Origin of the sequence: Streptomyces sp. NPDC006487, from assembly GCF_042870555.1 — a bacterium.
GTDB lineage: Bacteria > Actinomycetota > Actinomycetes > Streptomycetales > Streptomycetaceae > Streptomyces.
In genome coordinates this window covers 421,890-445,330 of record NZ_JBIAHN010000002.1, presented here as the reverse complement: position 1 = coordinate 445,330, position 23,441 = coordinate 421,890, and the positions used below count along the sequence as shown (strand labels likewise).

At 71.2% G+C, this 23,441-nt stretch carries 19 protein-coding genes and 1 tRNA gene; 16 read left to right on the top strand and 4 right to left on the bottom strand.

Features of this window, described 5'->3' with window-relative positions; genetic code table 11:
• Positions 1-41: 41 nt before the first annotated feature.
• A complete protein-coding gene (locus ACFYM0_RS04785; RefSeq protein ID WP_388496503.1) occupies positions 42-809 on the top strand; it encodes a carbonic anhydrase in 768 nt (255 codons plus the stop codon).
• 154 nt (positions 810-963) lie between these two features.
• Here the strand turns inward: ACFYM0_RS04785 and ACFYM0_RS04780 are convergent, their stop codons facing one another.
• On the bottom strand, positions 964-1,209 hold the full coding sequence (locus tag ACFYM0_RS04780) for a hypothetical protein (RefSeq protein WP_388496500.1): 246 nt from the start codon (positions 1,207-1,209) through the stop codon (positions 964-966).
• 108 nt (positions 1,210-1,317) lie between these two features.
• Here ACFYM0_RS04780 and ACFYM0_RS04775 point away from each other — a divergent pair, with 108 nt between their 5' ends.
• The 4 genes from ACFYM0_RS04775 to ACFYM0_RS04760 all read left to right on the top strand — a co-directional run bounded on the left by ACFYM0_RS04775 (position 1,318) and on the right by ACFYM0_RS04760 (position 6,644).
• The gene (locus ACFYM0_RS04775; protein WP_388496498.1) at positions 1,318-3,237 is read left to right on the top strand and encodes a HelD family protein; all 1,920 of its coding nucleotides are present in this window, start codon (positions 1,318-1,320) and stop codon (positions 3,235-3,237) included.
• 394 nt (positions 3,238-3,631) lie between these two features.
• Entirely contained in the window at positions 3,632-4,921 is a 1,290-nt protein-coding gene (locus tag ACFYM0_RS04770; RefSeq protein ID WP_388496745.1) for a M14 family zinc carboxypeptidase, read from the top strand.
• Positions 4,922-5,076: 155 nt separating this feature from the next.
• Entirely contained in the window at positions 5,077-5,994 is a 918-nt protein-coding gene (locus ACFYM0_RS04765; RefSeq protein ID WP_388496497.1) for a MurR/RpiR family transcriptional regulator, read from the top strand.
• A gap of 449 nt (positions 5,995-6,443) precedes the next feature.
• Positions 6,444-6,644 (top strand): hypothetical protein, encoded by a 201-nt coding sequence (locus ACFYM0_RS04760; RefSeq protein ID WP_388496494.1) that lies wholly within the window; start codon positions 6,444-6,446, stop codon positions 6,642-6,644.
• Positions 6,645-6,704: 60 nt separating this feature from the next.
• Here the strand turns inward: ACFYM0_RS04760 and ACFYM0_RS04755 are convergent, their stop codons facing one another.
• Positions 6,705-7,190, bottom strand: coding sequence for a peroxiredoxin (locus ACFYM0_RS04755; RefSeq protein WP_388496492.1), 486 nt, complete (start codon positions 7,188-7,190; stop codon positions 6,705-6,707).
• 127 nt (positions 7,191-7,317) lie between these two features.
• Positions 7,318-8,883: an oleate hydratase gene (locus ACFYM0_RS04750; protein ID WP_388496489.1), complete on the bottom strand. Its 1,566-nt coding sequence runs from the start codon at positions 8,881-8,883 to the stop codon at positions 7,318-7,320.
• A 194-nt stretch (positions 8,884-9,077) separates the two neighbouring features.
• On the opposite strand from ACFYM0_RS04750, the gene ACFYM0_RS04745 reads away from it, so the two are divergent.
• From ACFYM0_RS04745 to ACFYM0_RS04705, 9 genes are all read left to right on the top strand, one after another.
• Positions 9,078-10,094: a LacI family DNA-binding transcriptional regulator gene (locus ACFYM0_RS04745; protein WP_388496487.1), complete on the top strand. Its 1,017-nt coding sequence runs from the start codon at positions 9,078-9,080 to the stop codon at positions 10,092-10,094.
• A 218-nt stretch (positions 10,095-10,312) separates the two neighbouring features.
• Positions 10,313-11,671 carry an ABC transporter substrate-binding protein gene (locus tag ACFYM0_RS04740; RefSeq protein ID WP_388496484.1) on the top strand — a complete coding sequence of 453 codons (1,359 nt, stop codon included), beginning with the start codon at positions 10,313-10,315 and terminating at the stop codon, positions 11,669-11,671.
• 1 nt (position 11,672) lies between these two features.
• The gene (locus ACFYM0_RS04735; protein WP_388496482.1) at positions 11,673-12,650 is read left to right on the top strand and encodes a carbohydrate ABC transporter permease; all 978 of its coding nucleotides are present in this window, start codon (positions 11,673-11,675) and stop codon (positions 12,648-12,650) included.
• Between the two features lie 12 nt (positions 12,651-12,662).
• On the top strand, positions 12,663-13,553 hold the full coding sequence (locus ACFYM0_RS04730; RefSeq protein ID WP_388496479.1) for a carbohydrate ABC transporter permease: 891 nt from the start codon (positions 12,663-12,665) through the stop codon (positions 13,551-13,553).
• Positions 13,554-13,706: 153 nt separating this feature from the next.
• The gene (locus ACFYM0_RS04725) at positions 13,707-16,232 is read left to right on the top strand and encodes a CBM35 domain-containing protein (protein ID WP_388496477.1); all 2,526 of its coding nucleotides are present in this window, start codon (positions 13,707-13,709) and stop codon (positions 16,230-16,232) included.
• A 175-nt stretch (positions 16,233-16,407) separates the two neighbouring features.
• On the top strand, positions 16,408-18,078 hold the full coding sequence (locus ACFYM0_RS04720; protein ID WP_388496474.1) for a glycoside hydrolase family 13 protein: 1,671 nt from the start codon (positions 16,408-16,410) through the stop codon (positions 18,076-18,078).
• A 262-nt stretch (positions 18,079-18,340) separates the two neighbouring features.
• Positions 18,341-18,640, top strand: a complete 300-nt coding sequence (locus ACFYM0_RS04715) for a hypothetical protein (RefSeq protein WP_388496472.1) — start codon at positions 18,341-18,343, stop codon at positions 18,638-18,640.
• 55 nt (positions 18,641-18,695) lie between these two features.
• Entirely contained in the window at positions 18,696-19,280 is a 585-nt protein-coding gene (locus ACFYM0_RS04710) for a TetR/AcrR family transcriptional regulator (protein ID WP_388496470.1), read from the top strand.
• Positions 19,281-19,414: 134 nt separating this feature from the next.
• On the top strand, positions 19,415-20,794 hold the full coding sequence (locus tag ACFYM0_RS04705) for an MFS transporter (protein WP_388496468.1): 1,380 nt from the start codon (positions 19,415-19,417) through the stop codon (positions 20,792-20,794).
• A 63-nt stretch (positions 20,795-20,857) separates the two neighbouring features.
• Here the strand turns inward: ACFYM0_RS04705 and ACFYM0_RS04700 are convergent.
• Positions 20,858-20,931: transfer RNA gene (locus ACFYM0_RS04700), tRNA-Met, on the bottom strand.
• A gap of 348 nt (positions 20,932-21,279) precedes the next feature.
• Here ACFYM0_RS04700 and ACFYM0_RS04695 point away from each other — a divergent pair.
• Positions 21,280-21,483, top strand: a complete 204-nt coding sequence (locus ACFYM0_RS04695) for a cold-shock protein (RefSeq protein WP_053678014.1) — start codon at positions 21,280-21,282, stop codon at positions 21,481-21,483.
• A 352-nt stretch (positions 21,484-21,835) separates the two neighbouring features.
• Entirely contained in the window at positions 21,836-23,428 is a 1,593-nt protein-coding gene (locus tag ACFYM0_RS04690; RefSeq protein WP_388496465.1) for a DEAD/DEAH box helicase, read from the top strand.
• Positions 23,429-23,441: the final 13 nt, after the last annotated feature.

The window sequence follows — 23,441 nt, the reverse complement described above, 5'->3', positions numbered from 1 at the left end:
GGGGCGGCCTCGGTGGGCCGGAGCGGGGTTAACGTCCCCGAATGTCCTCGAACACACAGGCGCCTTCCGCCAGTTCACCCAGCCGTCGCGGCCTCCTGCGTACCGCCCTGGCCGGCACGGCGGCCGCCGGGTCCGTCCTCGGGCTCGGCTCCGTCTTCCCTGTCTCCGCCTCGGAGGCCCCCGCCGGAGCTTTGGACGGGACCTTGGACGGGGCCCGGCCGCAGACCCCGGAGGAGGCGCTGCGGCGCCTGGCGGCCGGGAACAGGCGCTGGGCGGCGTACCGCCAGCAGCACCCGCACGAGTCGCGTTCCGTACGCCTCCAGGTGGCGCGGGAGCAGCACCCCTTCGCGATCGTGCTGGGCTGCGTCGACTCCCGGGTGCCCCCGGAGCTCGTCTTCGATCAGGGGCTCGGTGATCTGCTGACCGTACGCGCGGCGGGCGAGGTGCTGGACGAAGCGGTGCTCGGCAGCATCGCGTACGGGGTCCTGGAGCTCGAGGTCCCTCTGGTGCTGGTCCTCGCCCACCAGTCGTGCGGGGCCGTCGGCGCCGCGGTCCACGCCGACGAGACGGGTGCCGAGCTGCCCGCCCACATCCAGTACCTGGCCGAGCAGATCCGGCCCTCCATCGACCACGGCCGGCACGGTGAGGCCCGGGTCGCCGCCACCATCGACGCGCACGCGCGCCGGACCCGGGGCCTGCTGGCGGCGGAGCCGGACCTGGCCCGGAGGATAGCCGCCGGCCGGCTCGCCGTGGCGGTCGCACGCTACGACCTGGTCGACCAGAGGGTCCGCATGCTGCGCACCGAGTAATTGCCGTTCGCATATCATCGCCGCCACGCAAAGACACCCCGGACCGATTGACGGCCGGGGTGTTTGTCTGCGTATATTTGATGTTTCACATCGAAGCAGAGCTGAGACGTGAGAAAGCTTATGAGGACACCTTACCGCGTCAGGAGTGGAATTGTCAACCGAAGAATTCCGGAATGAGCAGCAATTCATCACGGCTCTCTACGCGCGCCTCGACGACCTGCGGGAGCAGGCCGAACGCGCCGTGCAGGGTGCGCTCGGCGAGGCCGGCGGCGGGTTCCAGGCGCGCCTGGAACGGGATGTCGTGGTCGCTGAGCAGTCCGGTCTGCTTTCCGCTCTGAACTCGGGCGAAAGCGGTCTGTGTTTCGGCCGGCTGGAGTTCTCCGACGGCTCGGACCACCACATCGGCCGCATTGGAATCAGGCAGGACGACGGGGAGCGCACCCCTCTCGTACTCGATTGGCGAGCCGATGTCGCACGGCCGTTCTATCTCGCGACCGGATATTCCCCCATGGGGCTGCGCCGGCGCCGCCACATCACCACCCGGGGCCGCGAGGTCACGGCCCTGCACGACGAGATCCTCGACCTCGCCGACACGGAGCGCACCGGCCACGAGGGGGCCGACGCGGACGCCGTGCTGCTCTCCGCGCTCGACGCCGCCCGGACCGGCCGGATGCACGACATCGTCCAGACCATCCAGGCCGAGCAGGACCGCATCATCCGCTCCACCCACCGCGGCATCCTGGTGGTGGAGGGCGGCCCGGGCACCGGCAAGACCGCCGTGGCCCTGCACCGTGCCGCTTACCTGCTCTACGCGCACCGCGAGCTGCTCGCCAAGCGCGGCGTGCTGATCGTCGGGCCGAACCCGGCCTTCCTCGGCTACATCGGCCAGGTCCTCCCGGCCCTCGGTGAGACCGGGGTCCTGCTCGCGACCCCGGGCGAGCTGTTCCCCGGAGTGCGCGCGGGCGCCGCCGACCGCCCCGGCGCCGCCGCCGTCAAGGGGCGCGCGGAGATGGCCGGGATCCTCGCCCGCGTCGTGAGCGACCGGCAGACACTGCCGGAGACCGTGCCCGCGGGCAGCGGCGAGGACGCCGACGTGGTCCCCGAACCGGCCCTGGAGATCGACCACGACGACTACGGGACGCTGCTGCTGGACCGGGCCATGGCCCACGAGGCCCGGGACAGGGCCCGCGCCACCGGGCTGCCGCACAACCTGGCGCGCCCGTACTTCGCCTTCCGGATCATCGACGCGCTCACCGAACAGCTCGCCGACCGGCTCGGCGCCGACCCCTACGGCGGCCCCAACCTGCTCGGCCCCGACGACATCGCCCAGCTGGGCAAGGAGATCGCGACCAGCGCCGAGGTGCACGCCGCCATCGACACGCTGTGGCCCCCGCTCACCCCCCGGCAGCTGATCTCCGACTACCTCGCCGAGCCCACCCACCTCCCCGAGCGGGAGGCCGAACTGATCCGGCGTACGACGACGGACGACACGGACTGGACCCCGGCCGACGTCCCGCTGCTCGACGAGGCCGCCGAGCTGCTCGGAGTCGACGACACCGCGCGGCGCGCCGCCGAGGAGCGCGAGCGCCTCGAACGCGTCGCGTACGCGCAGGGCGTGCTGGACCTGTCGGCCGGATCGGACTCCTACGAGTTCGAGGACATGGAGAACGAGTTCCTCGCGGCCCACGACATCATCGACGCCGAGCGGATGGCGGAACGGCAGGAGGAGGCCGACCACCGCAGCGCGGCCGAACGGGCCGCCGCCGACCGCACCTGGGCCTTCGGGCACGTCATCGTGGACGAGGCGCAGGAACTGTCCGCCATGGCCTGGCGCCTGCTCATGCGGCGCTGCCCGACCCGTTCCATGACGCTGGTGGGCGACCCGGCCCAGACCGGCGACGAAGCCGGCTGCGGTTCCTGGCAGCAGATCCTCGCGCCCTACGTGGAAGACCGCTGGGAGCTGGTGCGCCTCGGCGTCAACTACCGTACGCCCGCCGAGATCATGGAGCTGGCGGCAGCCGTGCTCCGGGCCCGGCACCCGGGCTTCGAGCCGCCGAGCTCGGTCCGTGCCACGGGGCGCCGGCCCTGGGTGGCGCGGACCGACGACCTGGCCGCGGCGGTGGCCGACGCGGTACGGGAGGGCGCGCCGGCCGAGGGCCGCCTCGCGGTGATCGCCCCGCGCCCGCTGCACGAGGAACTGGCGGCCGTACTGCCCGGGGTGCGGGCGGGGGAGGAGCCCGATCTCACCCGACCGGTGGTCCTGCTCGCGCCGCGGCAGGCCAAGGGCCTGGAGTTCGACACGGTGATCGTCGTGGAACCGGCCGACCACGAACCCAGCGACCTCTACGTGGCCCTGACGCGCGCGACCCAGACCCTGGGCGTGCTCCACACCGGCCGGCTGCCGCAGGGCCTGGACGAACAGCAGTAGACGGGCCGGTGCCGACGGGCCGGTGTCCGCAGGCCGGGCTCTACGGGCCGCCCCGCGGCGGCCCGGCCTGGCCCTGCTCGTCGCAGGGGAGCCGGTCCGCCGGGTAGTCGGCCAGGAAGTCCCGGACCGACTCTTCTTGATCTCCGACATCTGCGTGGGTTCCACCACGATCACGCCGGCGAAGGGGCGGTCCACGTCCCGGATGATGAGCAGGGTCGCGTTCCCCCGGCCATGGCCGGCCATTCCTTGTACTCGACGGCCCGCGCGTAGTGCCGTTCGGCAGAGGCGCGGAGTCCCGTAGCGGAGGAACTCACCCGGCCACCCGGGTGAGTTCAGGAGCGGACCCCTGCCGCCGCGGTCCGGATCCCGCTACAACCGGGGCGTGATCGAGAAGATGACGGCGCGCGGCCTGTCCGCACTCGCCGCGACCCTGACTGCCGTGCTCATGGTGGCCCTGGCCCCCGACCCGGTGCGTGCGGCCGAAGGGGCGCCCCGTACCGGCTTCGAGGCCACGTACGGAGCGCACTGGACCAGCGAGTCCCAGGAGCGTGAGCTGCTCCGAGCGGTCGGCCGGCACGGCGAGCGCGCCACCGTCCGGACCATCGGTACGACCGCGCGCGGTCGCCCGCTGCGGCTGGTGAGCCTGGGCCGGGGCCCCGTCACCGTGCTGCTGGTGTGCAGCCAGCACGGAGACGAGCCTGCGGGGCGCGAGGCCTGCCTGAGCACCGTCCGGGACCTCGCCCTCGCCCGGGACGCGGCCGCCCGGCGCTTCCTGGAGACCGTCACCCTGCTCGTGGTCCCGACCGCGAACCCGGACGGGCGGGCGGCCAATACCCGCCCCAACGCAGGGGGCACCGACATCAACCGTGATCACATGGCCCTGGCCTCGCCCGAGGCGCGGGCGATGGCCGCCGTGCTGCGCGACCACCGGCCGCACCTCGTGTACGACCTGCACGAGTACCGGGCGACACCGGGGACGTACGACAAGGACCTCTTCGACCTCTGGCCGCGCAACCTCAACACCGACCCGGCGGTGTACGCGCAGTCCCGCGCCCTGTCCGCCGCGTACGTACGCGGTGCGGCCCACGCCGCCGGCCACTCCACCGGCACCTACGGCATCCGCACCGACCCCGTCACCGGCACCCCCGTCGGGCAGTCCGCGGGCGACGGCCAGGAGCGGATCCTGCGCAACACGGCGGGCGTCAAGCACGCGGTCGCGCTGCTGATCGAGAGCCGCATCGAAGCGCTCGCGGGCCCGGCCGGGGACGCGGAGCGGGCCGATCCCTCCCTCAACCGCCGCCGCCGGGTCGACTCCCAACTGGCAGCCCTGCATGGCCTGTTCGCCTACGTCTCCACGCGTACGGTCCCCCTGGCGGCGGCCTCGGACGGAGCCCGCCGGGCGGCCGGGAGCGCGGTGGGCCCCGTCCCGCTGGGCGGCGCGGACAACGCTCCCGCCGCCGGGGGCGAGATCCTCACCGACCCGCCCTGCGGCTACCGGCTCACCGCGGACCAGTACGCCTCGGCCGGCAGTCGCCTCGCCCTCCACGGCGTGCGGGCCGTACCCGCCGCGGGAGGCGGCGCGTTCGTTCCGCTGAGCCAGCCCCTACGGGCCCTCGTGGTGCTCCTCCTCGACGGCCGGGCCCCGCACCGGATCGCAACGGGGCAGCCCGCGCAGACCTGCTGACGTTCCGTCACTTCGGGCGGAGGTGGTGGATCCGGTGCGGACCGCGGGCGCCCGGGACCTCCCCCCGCGGCCGGCCGCAGGGGGAAGCGCGCTGGTCAGCCGGATGCCGTGAGCTATGTTGGGATCACGGAGTGGCACGAAAGGGAGGTCCGCCGGTGTCATCGGGGCAGCAGGCGCGCGCACAGGCGGCAGCGATCACACCCAGCGGGCAGGCGGTCGACCACGAGCGGGCCCCGGCCGACCGGGTCCGGGCGCTGTTCGACGGGCATCCGCTCTCGCCGGGCCAGCGCCGGATCGCCCAGTACCTCGTCGACCACCTCACCGAGGCGGCGTTCCTCTCGATCACCGAGCTCGCGGAACGGGCCGGCGTGAGCCAGCCTTCCGTGACCCGCTTCGCCTCGGCCCTCGGCTTCAGCGGCTATCCGGCCCTGCGCGACGTGCTCCAGCCGATCGCGCTCAGCGCGGTGGCCGGCGCCCCGGACAGTCCCGAACAGACCCGGCGCAACGAACTGCAGGCGGCCGTCGACGCCGAGATCGAGAACCTGCGCACCGTCCGGCAGCTGCTCGCCGACACCGACCAGGTGCTCGACATCGGGCGCGAGCTGGCCCGGTCGGTGCCGCTGACCGTCCTGGGGCTGCGGATCTCCGTCTCGCTGGCGGAGTACTTCGCGTATGCGGCCCGCCGGATCCACCCCGACGTGCGCCTGGTGACCGGCGGCGGCAGCGTGGCCTCCGACGCGCTGCTGCAGGCCCGGGCGGCGGGCGGGAGCTGGGTCCTGGCCTTCGCGATGCCCCGGCACGCCAAGGAGACCCTGGCGGCGCTGCGGGTGGCCCGCGGCGCGGGGCTGCGGATCGCGCTGATCACGGACCGTACGCTGGGGCCGCTGGTGGACGAAGCGGATGTGGCGCTGACGGCCGGTACCGGTTCGCGGCTGGTCTTCGACTCGTACTCGGCGCCGGGCGTCCTGTCGGCGGCGCTGCTCCAGGCGATGGCGGACGCGGACCCCGAGCGGACCCAGGCCCGGCTCGAAAGCTATGAGCAGGCCGCGGACCAGCACGGCTTCTTCCTCTAGGGCTCGACCGGGGGCCCGAGGGGGGCTTGTGGGGGTCGGCCGGAAGGGGGTGACGAAGTGGCATGAGCTGCCATATTCACAGCACGCTTGCACATGAATATTTTCATACCCTTGCGTACTCAACGGTATATATGTTTACTGATGGCGGCGCGGTCATCCGTCGAGATGCCAAGGAAGGTGTCCCCACACCCTCCTAGAACCAGACGCCGGGGCGTGACGTTTCTCCTCCTCACATCACGCCAGGTGTCCCGTCCGGCTTTCGGATCCCGCAGCGCCTCTGCGGCCTCGGCCAACCCCTGGGCCGAGGCCGCCCAGTACCTCTCTCCACCGGAGATCGGCACATTCGTCCGATCGGCTTGCTCTCGGCCCTGTCCGGCGGTGTGACGGGACAGGCGGGCGCGGCCTCTTTAGGTTCGAGGGTGCTCACAGACCCCTCGAAAGGTGGATCCATGCGTTCCGTCCGCTCCGTGCTCTCCGTTGTCGCCGCCGGTGTCATCGTCCTCGGCTGCGCCTCCGCCGCCGCTGCCGATGTGACCGTCAACGCCCCGTCCGAGAAGTCGTACACGATCGTCTTCGGGGACTGGCTCCAGTTCGCCGCCGACGACGTGTTCAACGCGGGCCTCAACAACACGGTGGGCTCCAACAACTGAGCCCGGGCTCCGCGGTCCCCGTTCGTCCGGCCCCCGCCGGGCGGCCGGGGCCCCGGCGCGTCAGCCGGTGGCCACGCCGACGAGCTGTTCCGCGATGGTGTCCGCGGAGGGGAACCTCATGCCCAGGGTTCCGACGTGCTTCCAGTGCAGGGTGCCGTCCGGCGCGATGACGAAGACGGCCCGCCGCAGACCGATCACGGGAGCGGCGATGCCGAAGGCACGGGCCACCGTGCGATCGGTGTCGGCGAGCAACGGAATCCGCAGGCCGCGGGCCCGGGCGAAGGCTTCGTGGCTGTCGACGCCCTGCGGACTGATGCCCCACACCTGGGCGCCGCACGCGGAGAGCGCCTCCAGCCCGTCGGAGTAGGAGCACAACTGGGTCGTGCAGACGGGGGTGTTGTCGCCGGGGTAGAAGGCGAGAACGACCGGGTTCCCGCGCTGCTCACCGAGCGCGTACTGCCCGCGGGTGAACACGTCCTCGCTGAGCAGGCCGCCGGGGAGCGAGAAATCGCCCACCACATCGCCCACGTCCGGGATTCGGGTCACGATGGCCGCACCTCTCTGTCGTCGAGGGGCGTACGGTACCCGGTCGCGCCCGCCGTGTCGCCGCCCGGAGACCGGGGCCGGGCGACGGGGCAGTGAGGACGGCGGGTGCGGCCGGCGCGATTCGGGCTCAGTGGCGGTGCATCGTGTGCAGGGCTTCGAGGAGCACCTTGGGATCGTGGCCGCCCTTGTAGACCGGCGGCGGCTGCCGGTCCAGGTGCAGCAGCCGGGCCACCGCGGTCCACGCGGTGCGCACCGAGTACTCGACGGTGAACACCACGTCGTCGGGGACCTCGGCGTACTGGCCGATGAAGGCCAGGTTGGTGGAGCCCTCCGGGACGACCTCCGGCCGGTCGCCGGCCTTGCGCACCAGGAACTGGCTGGTGATGTACGGCATCAGCGCCGGAACGACGACCGAGGACTCCAGGATCTGCTCGCTCTGCTCGAGGCGCAGGTGGCCGAGCACCTCGGCGAGGATCTCGCGGCCCGTGCACTCGGCCATCGTCTTGCCCACGTGGTCACCGGGCTTGTCCGGGAACAGGGCGTACCCCCACCAGACGTAGGTGCCCTCGGGCTGCTCGTGGAAGTGCGGCTGGTGGTTGAGGACGATGGTGAGCAGCCAGCCGGAGTCCTTGAAGGTGATCAGCCCGCCCTTGCCGGCCTCGCTGCCGGAGAACTCCTCCATGGCCTTGAAGAAGGTCGGGTCCTGGGTGGTGACGGTGAAGGAGCCCCAGGTGGAGTCCGAGACGGAGGAGTCGAACACGGAGGGGTCGCCCAGGTGGGGGCGCTTGGCCGCCAGGGTCTGCCACAGGCGCCACGAAGCGTCCGGCGCGGAGGTGTCCAGTACGGCGGGGGTGTCCGTGGACCCCAGGGTCGAGTTCGCGGTCATCGATCCGTTGGTGACGAACACCAGGTCCTCGGCGGCGACGGGGATCCGCAGGTCCGCGTCCTCCCGCGTACAGGTGAGGGCCGTGACGGTGGTGCCCTCGCCGTCGGCCAGCTCCACGTCGGTCACGGTGGTGTTCATCGAGAACACGACGCCGTTGCTCCGCAGCCAGCTCTGGAGCGGGCGCACGATCGAGTCGTACTGGTTGAAGCGGGTGCGGTAGATGCCCGACATGGTGTCGAAGGTCTTGAAGAGGTGCACGAACCGGTTGAGGTAGCGCCGGAACTCGATCGCCGAGTGCCAGGGCTCGAAGGCGAAGGTCGTGCACCACATGTACCAGAAGTTGGTGGTGAAGAACGCGGGGGTGAAGCAGTCGGAGATCCGCTTGCCGTCGAGCCGGGACTCGGGGGAGGCCACGCACGCGACCAGGTCCAGGCGGTCGCGCTCGGAGAACCCCATCGAGCGGGTGTCGACCCGCAGACCGGAGGAGTCGACCAGGCGGGCCTTGTCGTTCCAGGCGAAGTCCTCGTGGAAGGCGAAGGTGTCCTCCGTGACCGAGGTGTCCGCGGCGTCCAGCGAGGGGATGGAGCGCAGCAGGTCGTACGTGCACTCGAAGTGCAGCTCGAACATCCGGCCGCCGCGCATGGTGTAGCCGTTCTCGGGGTCTCCCGCGGCGTCCAGGCTTCCGCCGGTGCGTCCCTGGGCCTCCAGGATCGTGATGTCCGAGCCGGCGAAACCACCCTCCCTGATCAGCAGCGCCGCCGCCGACAGGGAAGCGATGCCGGCACCCACCAGATAGGCCTTGGCCACGATGTGTCTCCTCGCCCTGGCCGCACGCACCCCGGTCGGCCGTACGGTCACCCACCCAGGCGACCACTCCCTGTGCCCCACCGCGACTCGGGTGCGCCGTAGGGCGGGTGCCGGGCGAGAATCCGCGCACCCTCTTGCAAGAATTTTGCGTCCGAGGGACTGGTTTTTGCGCACCCGGCTGGTAGCTTGGCCGCGTGAGCACCCAGAGGCTAGCCCAGGTGGCCGAGATGGCCGGCGTCAGCACGACTACGGTGAGTCGCGTACTCAACGGCAACAGGGACGTGGCGCCCGCCACCCGCGAGGCGGTCCTGACGGCCGTCGACGTGTGCGGGTTCGAGCGCCCGGTGGAGTTCCGCAAGGAGCGGGCCCAGCTGGTCGGGCTGGTGGTGCCCGACCTCCAGAACCCCGTCTTCTCCGCGGCGGCGGAAGCCCTCGCCGGGCTGCTCAACGGTCAGGGCCTGGTCCCCGTGCTGTGCACGCGCACAGCCGACGGGGTCTCGGAGTCCCACTACGTCGACATGCTGCTCGGCCAGAACGTCGGCGGCATCGTGTTCGTCGGCGCCAGCTACACGGACATAGGTGAGGCCCAGGGCCGCGAGCTGCGCCGCCGTGCGATTCCCGTCGTCCTGGTGAATCCGGCCGACGAGAACCCGGGCGTCGCGCAGGTCTCGGTGGACGACGCCGGGGCGGCCGAGCAGGCACTGGCGCACCTGTCGGCGCTCGGCCATGAGCGGATCGGGATGATCGTGGGGCCCTCCGGGCACGTCCCGTCGGTCCGCAAACTCGCTGGTTACGCGGCATTCAATGCCCGGCGCGGGGTTCCGGCGGGGGAGTGGCGGCCGCTCGTCGCCCACGCGCTCTTCTCGATGGAGGGCGGTGCCACGGCGATCGCCCAGCTGCTCCCGCGCGGGGTGACGGCGGTGGTCTGCGCGAGCGATGCCCTCGCGCTCGGCGCCATCCGCGGCGCGCGCCGCCGGGGCTTGGGCGTGCCGGCCGAGCTGTCCGTCGTGGGCTTCGACGACTCGCTCTTCATGGTCGCCACCGACCCGCCGCTGACGACGTCCCGCCAGCCGGTCGCGGCCATGGCCTCGGCCGCGGCGCAGTTCCTGTCCGAGCAGATCCGTACCGGGGTGGGCCTGTCCGCGGAGATCCTCTTCGACACCGAACTCATCGTCCGGTCGTCCACCGCGCCCCCGTCACCGGGGCGCTGACGGGGGCGCGGGTGCGGAGCGGAAAGGAGAGGGCCCGGCGGCAGCCGGGCCCTCTCCGCGTATCGGGGGGAGGCCATCGAGGTGACGGCCGGACGTCACAGTCCGTCACATCCAGGATTCCTGATGCTTAATGTCTTGCGTAACATTATTGACTTCTTGCGTTCACGGCTTCTACTGTCGCGCCATCGAAGCCCGACCCGCTCGGAAGGCCTGTTCGCATGGATGGCATCACCAGACGTCGCGCCCTGTTCATCTCCACCGCCCTCGTGGCGAGCCTGGGAACCGCCGCCTGCGGCGGCACGCCGGCCCCGGCCGGCGACAAGGCAGGCGGGGTGGTGACGATCACGGTCAACGGCATGCCGGCCACCACGCAGGCCGCCGACCGCAAGGACTTCGAGGAGCTGGTCAAGCAGTTCGAAGCGGCGCACCCGAAGATCAAGATCGATGCCCGCGAAGGCCAGATGGATCCCAAGACCTTCGCGGCGAAGCTCGCCGGCGGCCAGCTGGAAGACGTCTACTACGTCTACTTCACCGACCCGGCAGGCCTCATCCAGCGCAAGCAGGGCGCTGACATCACCCCCTACCTCGCCGGCGTCCCGTACCTCTCCGACATACGTCCCGAGCTCCAGAAGGTCTTCCAGGACAAGCAGGGCAAGACGTACGGCCTGCCCACCGGGAACTACTCCATGGGCCTCGTCTACAACCGCGAGCTCTTCCGCAAGGCGGGCCTGGACCCGGACCGGCCGCCCACCACCTGGGACGAGGTCCGCGCCGCCGCGAAGAAGATCAGTGCGCTCGGCGAGGACACCGTGGGCTACGCCGACTACAGCAAGAACAACCAGGGCGGCTGGCACCTGACGTCCTGGCTGTACTCCTTGGGCGGCGAGGTCGCCACCGAGGAGAACGGCAAGTGGAAGGCCGCCTTCGACAGCGACGCGGGCCACAAGGCGCTCCAGACCCTCCACGACATGCGCTGGACCGACCGGACCATGGGCACCCGCCAGCTCCTGGAGATCGGCGACGTCCAGAAGATGATGGGCTCCGGCAAGCTGGGCATGTACATGGCCGGACCCGACAACATCCCCACCATCGTCAAGCAGTTCGAGCGCAAGTACGAGGAGTTCGGCCTGACGGCCCTCCCCGGCACGGCCACCCTCGGCGGCGGCGACGGCTTCATGTTCAATCCCAAGGCCACGCCCGAGAAGATCAAGGCCGGTCTGCAGTGGGTCCAGTGGAAGTACCTCAACCCCGACCGGGAGGAGGAGAACGTCACCAAGTTCTCCGGCCTCGGCGTCCCGATCGGCCTGCCCCAGCCGAACCTGTTCGCGGGCGCCGCCCAGCAGAAGATCCAGGCCATCCACGCCGAGCACGCCAACGTGCCGCAGGAGAACTACAAGCCGTTCGTCGACCGCAGCCCCCAGGTCGAGGTCAAGGTCGAGCCGCCGAACGCGCAGCAGCTCTACACCGTCCTGGACGGTGTCATGCAGTCCGTCCTGACCAAGGAGGACGCGGACATCGACACCCTGCTGAAGGACGCCGCCGCCCGCGCCGACTCCATCCTCGCCACGGTGAAGTGACATGTCCGTACTCCCCGATCCCGCGGCCCCGGCCCGGTACCCCAGCCGTCTCCGGGACCTCCGGCGCACCCGAGCCGCGGGTGGAAACCGGGCCGGGGGCCGGGCAACGGGCCGCGGTCGCCGGCTGCGGGAGAACCTCGTCGCCTACCTCTTCCTCTCCGCCGGGCTGATCTGCTTCGCGCTGTTCGCCTGGTACCCGATCGTCCGCGGCGTCCTCCTCGGATTCCAGCAGGTGACCTTCGCCCAGCCGGCCGAGTGGGTCGGCGTGGACAACTTCCGCCGCCTCTTCGCCGATCCGCTCTTCGCCACCGCGTGGCGCAACACCGGCTACTTCACGCTGCTGGCGCTCGTCTTCGGCTTCGCCGCCCCGTTCGCCACGGCCGTCGTCCTGAACGAGCTCCGGCGCGGCCAGTCGTACCTGCGGCTCACCGTCTACCTCCCGGTGATGCTCCCGCCCATCGTCACGATGCTGCTGTGGCGCTGGTTCTACGATCCGGGCCCGGGCCTCTTCAACAACGTGCTCGGCGTCCTGCACCTGCCCGCCCAGCAGTGGCTGGAGTCGGAACACCTCGCGATGATCTCCCTGGTCCTCGTCTCCACCTGGGCCAACATGGGAACCACGACACTCATCTACCTGGCGGCCCTCGGCGGCATCCCCGGTGAGCTCTACGAAGCGGCCGAACTCGACGGGGCCTCCATCCGCCAACGCCTGTGGCACGTCACGATCCCGCAGATCAGGTTCATCCTCCTGATCACCCTGCTGCTCCAGGTCATCGGCACCATGCAGGTGTTCGTCGAACCCTTCGTCCTCACCGGCGGCGGCCCCAACGAAGCCACCGTCACCATCCTGCTGCTGCTCTACCGCTACGCCTTCGTCTACAACGACTTCGGACTGGCCAGCGCCATGAGCACCCTGCTCTTCGTCGTCCTGGGCCTCTTCGCCGCGCTCTACCTGCGCCTGACCCGGACCAAGGACTGAAAGGAGGGCCCCGTGGCCGCCACCGAACCCCGCTCCCGCACACTCATCGCGCCCGCCGAACTGACCAGGCCCGTCGGCCGGTTCCTGCACCGCTTCGTCCTGGGCGCGACCCTGACCGGATTCACCCTGGCCTTCGTCTTCCCGCTCTACTGGATGACCACCGGCGCCCTCAAGTCCTCCGCGGAGCTGGCCCAACCTCACCCCACGCTGCTCCCGAGCAGCTGGCACCCCGAGAGCTACACGGAGGCCTGGACGAACACCGGCCTCGCCGGATACTTCTCCAACACCCTCCTGCTCGCCTTCGGAGCCCTGCTCTTCCAGCTCGTCATCGACGTCTCCGCCGCGTACGCGCTCTCCAAGCTCCGCCCGCTCCTGGGCAACGCCGTCCTCGCGATGATGCTGGCCACCCTGATGCTGCCGGTGTCCGCCCTGCTCGTACCCGCGTACCTCACCGTCGTGGACGTCCCCCTCGTCCACGTGAACCTGATCAACACCCCGTTCGCGATCTGGCTGCCCGCCGCGGCGAACGCCTTCAACGTCTTCATCCTCAAACGGTTCTTCGACCAGATCCCCGCGGAACTGCTCGACGCGGCCCGGATCGACGGCGCGGGCACCGTGCGGATCCTCGTCTCGGTGATCCTCCCGCTGTCCCGTCCGGTGCTGGCCGTCGTGTCGATCTTCGCCGTGGTCGGAGTCTGGAAGGATTTCCTCTGGCCGATGCTCGTCCTGCCGGACGAGAGCAAGCAGCCGGTCACCGTCGCCCTGAACCGCCTCGCGGAGTTCATGCCGGCCAACCAACTCCTCGCCGGCATGGTCATGGCGAGCATCCCGCTGCTGGTCCTCTTCCTCGTCTTCCAGCGGCACATCATCTCCGGCCTCACCGCCGGAAGCCTCAAGGGCTGATCACTCCCCGGGTCTCCCCGGCACCGCCCCCACCCCCGCACTGCCCGCACCCCTCCTCCTCGACACCGCCGCAGCGACGGACCGCCGCGGCGGCCCCCACCGCGCCCTCCGGCCCCCGCGCACAGGGCGCGCCTTCAGAAAGGACACGCCGCCGTGTCTTCTTCCCGAGGAACCCGCACCAGAGCCGCACGCCTCATCTCCCCGTTCCTCCTCACCGCCCTGGCCGCCACCGGCCTCACCGGAACCCTCGCCGCCGCCTCGTACGCCGTCGCCGCCACCCTGGAAGCGGAGTCGGCCACCCTCTCGGGCGGGGCCCGAGCCGAGTCGGCTCACTCCGGTTTCACCGGCGCCGGCTACGTCGGCGGCTTCACGGACGGGAACAAGGGGGTGGCTTCCGCGTCCTTCGCGGTGCAGTCCGCCGCGGCCGGTACGGGCTCGGTCGTGATCCGGTACGCCAACGGCACGGGCGCGGCCCGGACCCTGAGCCTCTACGCGAACGGGGCCAAGGTCCGCCAGGTATCGCTCCCCGCCACCGCGAACTGGGACACCTGGACCACCCGCGAGGAGCCGGTCCCGCTGGTGAAGGGGGCCAACGCGGTCGCGCTGACCTTCACCACCGCCGACTCCGGCAACGTCAACCTCGACAGCCTCACGCCCACCAGCCCGACGGGCACACCCACCGACCCACCGCCCGCCTCCCTCAGCCACCAGGCCGAGACCGCCTTCGCTTCGGGCGGTCCCGCCTCCGCCTCCGCCGTCCCCGGCTTCAGCGGCGCCGGCTACCTGACGGGCTTCACCGCCACCGGTGCCCGAGCCGTCTTCTCCGTCTCCGCGCCCACCGCCGCCGCCCGGCAGGTGGCCGTCCGCTACCACACCCCCGGGGCGAACGCCGCGACCATCACCCTGACCGTGAACGGTGCCCCCGTACGCCGCCTCACCCTGCCCGCCACTTCAGGAGCCTGGGCCGGCTTCACCACCGACGCACCCCTGCGTGCCCAGCTCAACACCCTCACCCTGCGCACGGAGACCGGGGACAACGGCGACCTGCAACTCGACGGCATAGAGGTCACCGGCTCCGCAGCGAACGCGGCCCGCGGCGCGACCCTCCCGTACACGGTCCACGAGGCCGAGTCCGGCACGACCAATGCCTCCGTCACCGGGCCGGACCGCACCTACAAGACCATGGCCTCCGAGGCGTCGGGCCGCCGGGCCGTCGTACTCGACCAGACGGGGGAGTACGTCCAGTTCACCCTGGCCAAGGCCGCCAACGCCGTGACCGTGCGCTACTCGATCCCGGACAACGCCGCCGGCACGGGGAACAGCACCACCCTCAGCCTCTACGCCAACGGCGTCCACTCCAAGGATCTCGCCCTCACCTCCAAGTACAGCTGGGTCTACGGCGCCTACCCCTACGGCAACGACCCCGCGCAGGGCGACGCCCACCGCTTCTTCGACGAGGCCCGCACCCTCACCGGTGACTTCCCCGCCGGCACCGTCCTGAAGTTCCAGAAGGACGCGGGGGACACCGCCGCTTCCTACGCCATCGACCTCGTCGAAATCGAGACCGCCCCGGCGCCAGCCACCATGCCCGGCACCGGCTTCGTCTCCGCGGCCGCCCTCGGCGTCACCGCGAACGACGACGGCGACGACACCGCCGCCCTCAACGCCGCCCTGTCCACGGCCACCGGCCAGGGCAAGGGCCTGTGGCTGCCGGCCGGCACCTACGACATCTCCGGATCCGTCAGCCTCGCCGGAGCCGTCCTGCGCGGCGCGGGCGAATGGCACACCACCCTGCGCGGCAGGAACGGCAAGGGCGGCCTCTTCGGGCGCGGCGGCACCAGCACCGTGCAGGACCTGGCGATCACCGGAGAGGCCGACCACCGCGACGACGGCAACAGCGACGCCGCCGTGGAGGGGGACTTCGGCTCCGGATCCACCCTGCAGAACCTCTGGATCCAGCACAGCAAGGTCGGCCTGTGGATCGACGCACCGACCCGGGGCCTGCTCGCCACCGGCCTGCGCATCCGCGACACGTACGCGGACGGGGTCAACCTGCACAAGGGCACCACGGGCAGCGAAGTCTCCCAGAGCAGCATCCGCAACACCGGTGACGACGCCCTCGCGATGTGGTCGGAGGTCCAGGCCGTCACCGATTGCGTGCTCCGCTTCAACACGGTCCAGCTCCCGCTGCTCGCCAACGGAGCCGCGATCTACGGCGGCAGCGGCAACCGGATCGAGGACAACCTGGTCGCCGACACGGTGACCGGCGCCGCGGGAATCGCCGTCAGCACCCGCTTCGGCATCCCCTTCAGCGGACCGGCGACCGTCCAGCGCAACACCATCGACCGGGCCGGTGGCTACGAGCCCAACTGGGCCAGCAAGCTCGGCGCCCTGTGGGTCTACGCCGACACCTCCGAGATCACCACCCCGGTGATCCTCCAGGACAACGACATCCTGGACAGCACCTACAGCGGCCTGCTCGTCTCCTGGCAGAAGAACGTCGGGAACCTGACCGTGAAGAACACCAGGATCGCCAAGGCCGGCGGCTACGGCATCGAGATCAACGCGGCCGGATCGGGCACCTTCAGCGGGGTCACGGTCACCGACGCCGCCACCGGCGGACTGAGCCTCGCCGGCGGATTCGCCGTCAGCCGAGGATCCGGCAACTCGGGCTGGTAGCGCCACCGTCCGACCTCTCCCCCCCCGGAACCCGGGGCCCGGTCACCGCGGACACCCCGCCCGACCGGGCCCCGTACCCCGGCACCGCCTGCCCCCCGCCCCCCGCCACCCTGTCGCCACCGCCGTCCGGCCCCGCGCGCACCACCCCGCCCTACCTACCGCACCAGGAGACCCCGTGTCCCAGAGCGCCCCCCGCCCCGCCGTCACCCCCTGGTGGCGACACGCGGCGATCTACCAGATCTACATACGCAGCTTCGCCGACGGGAACGGCGACGGCGTCGGCGACATCGCCGGAGTGCGCGAGCGGCTCCCGTACCTGCGGCAACTGGGCGTGGACGCACTCTGGTTCAACCCCTGGTACGTCTCTCCGATGGCCGACGCCGGCTATGACGTGGCCGACTACCGCGACATCGATCCCCTCTTCGGCACGCTCGCCGAAGCCGAGGAGCTCATCGACGAGGCCCACGGTCACGGCCTCCGGGTCATCGTCGACCTCGTCCCCAACCACTGCTCCGACCGGCATCCCTGGTTCGCGCAGGCCCTCGCCGCCGGCCCCGGATCCCCCGAACGCGAGCGCTTCTGGTTCCTCCCCGGGCGCGGCACGCACGGCGAACTGCCGCCGAACGACTGGAACTCGTACTTCGGCGGCCCCGCCTGGACCCGGATCACCGAGGCCGACGGAACCCCGGGCCCCTGGTACCTGCACATGTTCGCCCCCGAGCAGCCCGACCTGAACTGGGAACACCCCGACGTCGCAGCCGAGTTCGAGGACGTCCTGCGGTTCTGGCTCGACCGGGGCGTGGACGGCTTCCGCATCGACGTCGCGCACGGACTCGCCAAGAAGCCCGGCCTCCCCGACGTCGGCGAGAACCCCGACCCCACCGACCTGCCCTACCAGGACGTCGACGCCGTCCACACGGTCTACCGCGACTGGCGCAAGATCCTCGACACCTACCCCGGCGAACGCGTGTTCATCGGCGAGGTCTGGCTCCCGGAGGCCGAGCAGTTCGCCCGCTACCTGCGCCACGACGAACTCCACTCCGCCTTCAACTTCGACTACCTGTGCTGCCCTTGGGACTCCGGCGCCCTGCGCAAGGTCGTCGACGCGACGCTCGCCTCGCACGAACCGGTCGGCGCCCCGCCCACCTGGGTGCTCTCCAACCACGACACCATCCGCCACGTCACCCGCTACGGACGCGCCGACACCTCCTTCGACATGGGCGACAAGCGGCTCCTCGACCCCAGCGACACCGCACTCGGCCGCCACCGGGGCCGCGCCGCCGCCCTCGTCTCCCTCGCCCTGCCCGGCGGCGTCTACGTCTACCAGGGCGACGAACTCGGCCTGCCCGAGGTCCAGGACCTGCCCGACGAGGTCCTCCAGGACCCCACCTTCGTCCGCTCCGGCGGCGCGGACCGCGGCCGCGACGGCTGCCGCGTCCCCCTGCCGTGGGAGTCCGGCGGCCCCTCCCTCGGTTTCTCCGCGCCGGCCGCGGGTCATGTCCCGGCCGCGCCCTGGCTGCCCCAGCCGGAACGGTGGGCCGAGTTCAGCGCCGAGGCCCAGCACGAGGACCCGTACTCCGTCCTCACCCTCTACCGCCAGGCGCTCGCACTGCGCGGCGCCGAACTGGCGGGGCTGCCCGAGACACTGGCATGGACCGACGCGGGGCCGGACGCCCTCTGTTTCGACCGGCCCGGCGGCTTCCGCTGCCTCACCGCCTTCGCGAGTCCGCTCCCGCTTCCCGGCGGCGCCCGCGTCCTGCTGGCCAGCGGCCCGCTCGGCACCGGTCCGGACGGCCGGCCCGTACTGCCCCGGGACACCACGGTGTGGCTGCGCATGGCCGGGTAGCACGGGCACGGGCGGGTGGCGCCAGGGCGGCCCCGCGACGCGGGCACCATCCGCATCGTGAGATGTGGTGTCACATGGTGGCGGCGGCGTGCCAGACTCTTCCGCATGCGCCAGCAGAAGATTAGCGCCGGCGTGCCGGCCCGGAGCTGAACTGAGACCACCCCAGCAGCCCACCGCCCGCACGCAGACCTCTCGCATCCGCGAGGGGTCTTCTTGTTTTCCGGGACCACGCACTCCGCCCCAGGACAGGAGCCCACCCCTCATGACCCGCAGCGATGTTCTCCCCGCCGTCGACGACGCCGTGCGCACCGGCGACACCGCCTGCCACATGCTGACCATCACCGTCCGGGACGGAGGCCACGCCCTCACCCGCATCTCCGCGATCCTGAACAACCTCGCCGTGCGGACGCTTTCCTTCCGGGCCGCCGACGGCGGCGGCCTCGCGGTGTGCGAGATCGTGGTTCCCGTCGCAGACTCGCCCCGCGCCCAGGCCAAGCTCAGGCGCTGCGTCGAGGTGGTCGAGCTGAGCGCCCACCCGGCGGGGGAGCCCCGGGCCATCTGAACGAGCCGCACGGATTACTTGACTGACCGTTCCAATATCTCGTACAGTACGGGATGTGGCCAGGACCAAGGAATTCGATCCGGACGCCGCGCTGCAGTCGGCTCTGGAGCTGTTCTGGCGGTGCGGCTACGAGGCGACGTCGATGGCGGACCTCGTCGAGCAGCTCGGCATCGGCCGGGCCAGCATGTACGCCACCTTCGGGAACAAGCGTGAGCTCTATCTGAAGGCGCTGGACCGCTACAACGAGCAACGCGACCCCGGCCTGCTGCGCGAGCTGTCCCAGCCGGGGCCCGCGCTGCCGGCGGTGCGGACGGTGGTACGCCGCTTCGCCGCGGAGTCGAGCACCGACGAACTGCGGCTGAACGGCTGCTTCGTGACCAATACGGCCACGGAGCTCGGTGTGCACGACCCGGCGGCGGCCCGCAGGGTCGAAGCGAGCTGGAGCCACGTCGAGACCCTGCTGCACTCGGCGCTGACCAGGGCCCAGGCCCAGGGGGAGCTGCCCGCGGACCGTGATCCGCGCATGCTCGCCAGGATGCTGCTGGTCCTGATGCAGGGCATGCGCGTCGTGGGCAAGGCCTCGCAGGACCCGGCCCGGGCGCGGGACGCGGCGGAGCAGGCCCTGACGCTGCTCGACTGACGGCCCGCGACCGGCCGGCCGCGTGACCGCGTGACCGTGTGACCGTGTGACCGCACGACTGTACGGCGCCTCCCTTCGGGGAGGTTCTTTCAAGGCTTCATTCTGGAATGTACGATCCAGTTCAAGGGGGAGTAATGACCGTCACGCAGACCGCACACACCACGAAGACGCTCACCGCGTCCGGATCCGGGGCGGCCCGCCCGGCGTCCGGCCCGGCCTTCGCACTGCTCGGCACCGTGCAGATGACGCTGATCTTCGCGCTCACCTCGCTCATCGTTCCGCTGCCCGCGATCGGCCGTGAATTCACCCTGGGCCGCGATGACTTGATGCTCCTGAGCGCCGCCTACGGGCTGAGCTTCGCCGGCCTCCTGCTCTTCGGGGGCCGCCTCACTGACCGGTTCGGCGGGCGCCGGGTACTCACGGCCGGACTGCTCCTCTTCGCCGTGGCTTCTCTCGCCGCTCCGTTCGCCCAGGGCTCCGGGACCCTGCTCACCGCCCGCTTCGCCCAGGGGGTGGGTGCCGCACTCACCGCACCCGCCGCCATGGCGGTCCTGAGGGCGGTCTTCCCCGAGCCCGCCGCGTTCGGACGGGCGATGGCGACCTGGGGCGGGCTGTCGGTGCTCGGCGCGACCGCCGGGAACCTCCTCTCCGGAGTCATCTCGGCCCTGACCACCTGGCGACTGGCCTTCGCGGTCCCGGTCGCCGTCGCCGTCGCCGCACTTCTGCTGGCTCCCCGGCTGCTGCCCGCCACCCCGGCGGGAGAGGGCCGCTCGCTGGACCTGCCGGGCGCCCTGCTGGCCACCGCCGGAATCAGCCTCGCCAGCTACGGCTTCGTCCTCACCGACGTCCAGTCCTGGGGGTCGACGGGAGTCCTGGTCACCCTGCTCACCGCGGCGGCGCTCCTGCTGGCCTTCCCGCTGGTGGAGCGCCGGGTCCGTGACCCCCTGCTCCCGCTCGGATTCCTCCGCGACCGGCGCCGGGTCCTCGCCCTCGCGGCCATCGGCCTCACCGCCGCCGGCACGGCCGTGACCTTCGTCCTCCTCTCCCTCCACCTGCAGCAGGAACTCGGCTGGTCGGCGCTGCGGACCTCCGCCGCGTTCCTCCCCTTCGCGGTGGCGCTGCTCGTGGCCGGCCGGGTGGCGGGCCCCCTCGTGGCCCGGTACGGAGCGCCCCGCGTCACCACCGCCGGACTCGTGATCGCCGCGGCGGGGCTCGCTCTCCTCGCGCTCACCGGCCTGGCCGCGGAGATCCCGTACGCCTACGGCCTGCTCCCCGGCCTGCTCCTGCTGCCCGCCGGTACGGCGGCCGCCTTCGCGGGGGCCGCGGTGCTCGCCACGGACGGGGTGGAGCCCCACCAGGCAGGACTCGCCGGCGGGGTCATGAACACCGCGATGGAGCTCGGCCCGACCGTGGTCTTCGCCGCAGTGCTCTCCCTGGGCTCCGACACGGTCTCGCTCGCCGCCACGGCGGTCGCCTTCGCCGCGGCCGGCTTCCTCAACACCCGCATCAAGTAGATCCGGCCCGGAAACGAGTTCGGCCCCCTTGACGCCTGGGCGTCAAGGGGGCCGAACCTTTTGTAGCGGGGACAGGATTTGAACCTGCGACCTCTGGGTTATGAGCCCAGCGAGCTACCGAGCTGCTCCACCCCGCGTCGTTGTGAACATCACTGTACGGGATCCGGGGGTCGCTCCCGACCACCACCGAACCGCCGCCGGAAAATCCCTGCCCACCGGGACGGAAAATATATGCGGGCGGGATGAGAATTTCTTGAGCGGTGAACGGGCGCGTTTTATTTTCACGCCGATCCGACCCCGGCGTGCTACTGTGGTTTGAGTTGCAGTTGTGGTTCCCAAAATTTCGAGCAACTCTGCCCACTCCTCTTCGCAGGAGCAGGGCGAGTGTTCTTCTTTTTCCGGCGTTTTCCGGGCTGGGCAATCATCGGCGACTTGAGGTTCGCACAGTGCGGATCTCTGGGCTGTGCCCCGAAGGAGATAAAAACATGGCTAATGGCACCGTGAAGTGGTTCAACGCGGAAAAGGGCTTCGGCTTCATCGAGCAGGAGGGTGGCGGTCCTGACGTGTTCGCCCACTACTCGAACATCGCCTCGCAGGGCTTCCGTGAGCTTCAGGAAGGCCAGAAGGTCAGCTTTGACATCGCGCAGGGCCAGAAGGGCCCGACCGCCGAGAACATCGTCACCGCCTGACGTTCACGCGTAACCGCGTAGCTGGGGCCCGCACCTTGGGGTGCGGGCCCCAGCTCGTTGCGTTTCAGGATCTACGGGCCGTCCGGGCCCGCGTGAGCGGCGCGATGGGGAAACCTGTCCCAGCGCCCCACCGTTCGGCCGATGGATGCACTCCTCGGCTCCCCACCCGCATGCGGCGCACATTCCGCCGGCACATAGGGTGATAATCATTATCTGACCGGTCGATCGAAGTTCGATTCGACTTCGTCATATCTTTTTTTATGCTCCGGCTCATTCTTGTGAATCCTCGTGCGGCCAGATTTACGCTGCCGAGAACTCCTCGATGTGCGCCGTATCGAGGAAGGTTCTCTGCATGAACCGCACGACCCGCATGAATGACCGCTCTTCGTCCTCCCGTTCGGGTGGATCCGGCAGCTCCTACGGCTCCAACAGCTCCTACGGTGGCTCGTACGGGGGCTCCTCCGGCTCCTCCAGCCGTTCCGGCAGCCGCTTCGGCTCCTCGGTCCCCAGCCGCTCCGGCGGGGGCCCCAAGCGCTCGGGCGGTGGCGGCTACGGTCGCCGTCCCGTCGCACCGCAGGGCGAGTTCGCCCTGCCGGTCACCGTGGTCCCCGCGCTGCCCGCCGTCGAGGCGTTCGCCGACCTGGCCATGCCGGCCCAGCTGCTCACCACGCTCACCCGTGAGGGCATGACCACCCCCTTCCCGATCCAGGCGGCCACGCTGCCCAACGGCCTCGCGGGCCGGGACGTCCTGGGACGCGGCCGCACCGGCTCGGGCAAGACGCTGGCCTTCGGCCTCGCGCTGCTGGCCCGCACCGCCGGACAGCAGGCCGAGTCGGGCCAGCCGCTCGCGCTGGTCCTCGTACCCACGCGTGAGCTCGCCCAGCAGGTCACCGCGGCCCTCACGCCCTACGCCCGCGCGGTGAAGCTGAGGATCGCCACCGTCGTCGGCGGCATGCCGATCCACCGGCAGGCCGGCGCACTGCGCGCCGGAGCCGAAGTGGTCGTCGCCACCCCGGGCCGGCTGAAGGACCTCATCCAGCGGGGTGACTGCCGGCTGAACCAGGTCGCGATCACCGTCCTCGACGAGGCCGACCAGATGGCGGACATGGGCTTCATGCCGCAGGTCACCGCGCTCCTCGACCAGGTGCGTCCCGAGGGCCAGCGGATGCTGTTCTCCGCCACCCTCGACCGCAACGTCGACCTGCTGGTCCGCCGCTACCTGACCGACCCCGTCGTGCACTCCGTCGACCCCTCGCAGGGCGCGGTGACCACGATGGAGCACCACGTCCTGCACGTGCAGAACTTCGACAAGCAGGCCGCCACGACCGAGATCGCCGCCCGCGAGGGCCGCGTGATCATGTTCCTGGACACCAAGCACGGCGTGGACAGGCTGACCGAGCACCTGCTGAGCAACGGGGTGCGCGCCGCGGCCCTGCACGGCGGGAAGTCGCAGCCCCAGCGCACCCGTACCCTCACGCAGTTCAAGTCCGGGCACGTCAGCGTGCTCGTGGCGACGAACGTCGCGGCCCGTGGCATCCACGTCGACAACCTCGACCTGGTCGTCAACGTGGACCCGCCGACCGACCCCAAGGACTACCTGCACCGCGGCGGCCGCACCGCCCGCGCAGGCGAGTCCGGCAGCGTCGTCACGCTGGTCCTCCCCAACCAGCGCCGCGACATGGTCCGTCTCATGCAGGCCGCGGGCATCACCCCGCAGACCGCTCAGGTCCGCTCCGGCGAGGCCGAGCTGAGCCGGATCACCGGCGCCCAGGCGCCGTCCGGCGTCCCGGTCGTCATCACGGCCCCCGTCACCGAGCGGCCCAGGGGTGGCGCCGGCGGCGCCTCCCGCGGCCGCCGCAGCCGGCCCGCGCAGGACCGGCGCAGCAGGACCGCCGCCACCGCCCGGGGGCCGCAGCGCCAGTCCCCGGCCACCACGGCGGCTTAGGTAGCCCCGCCCG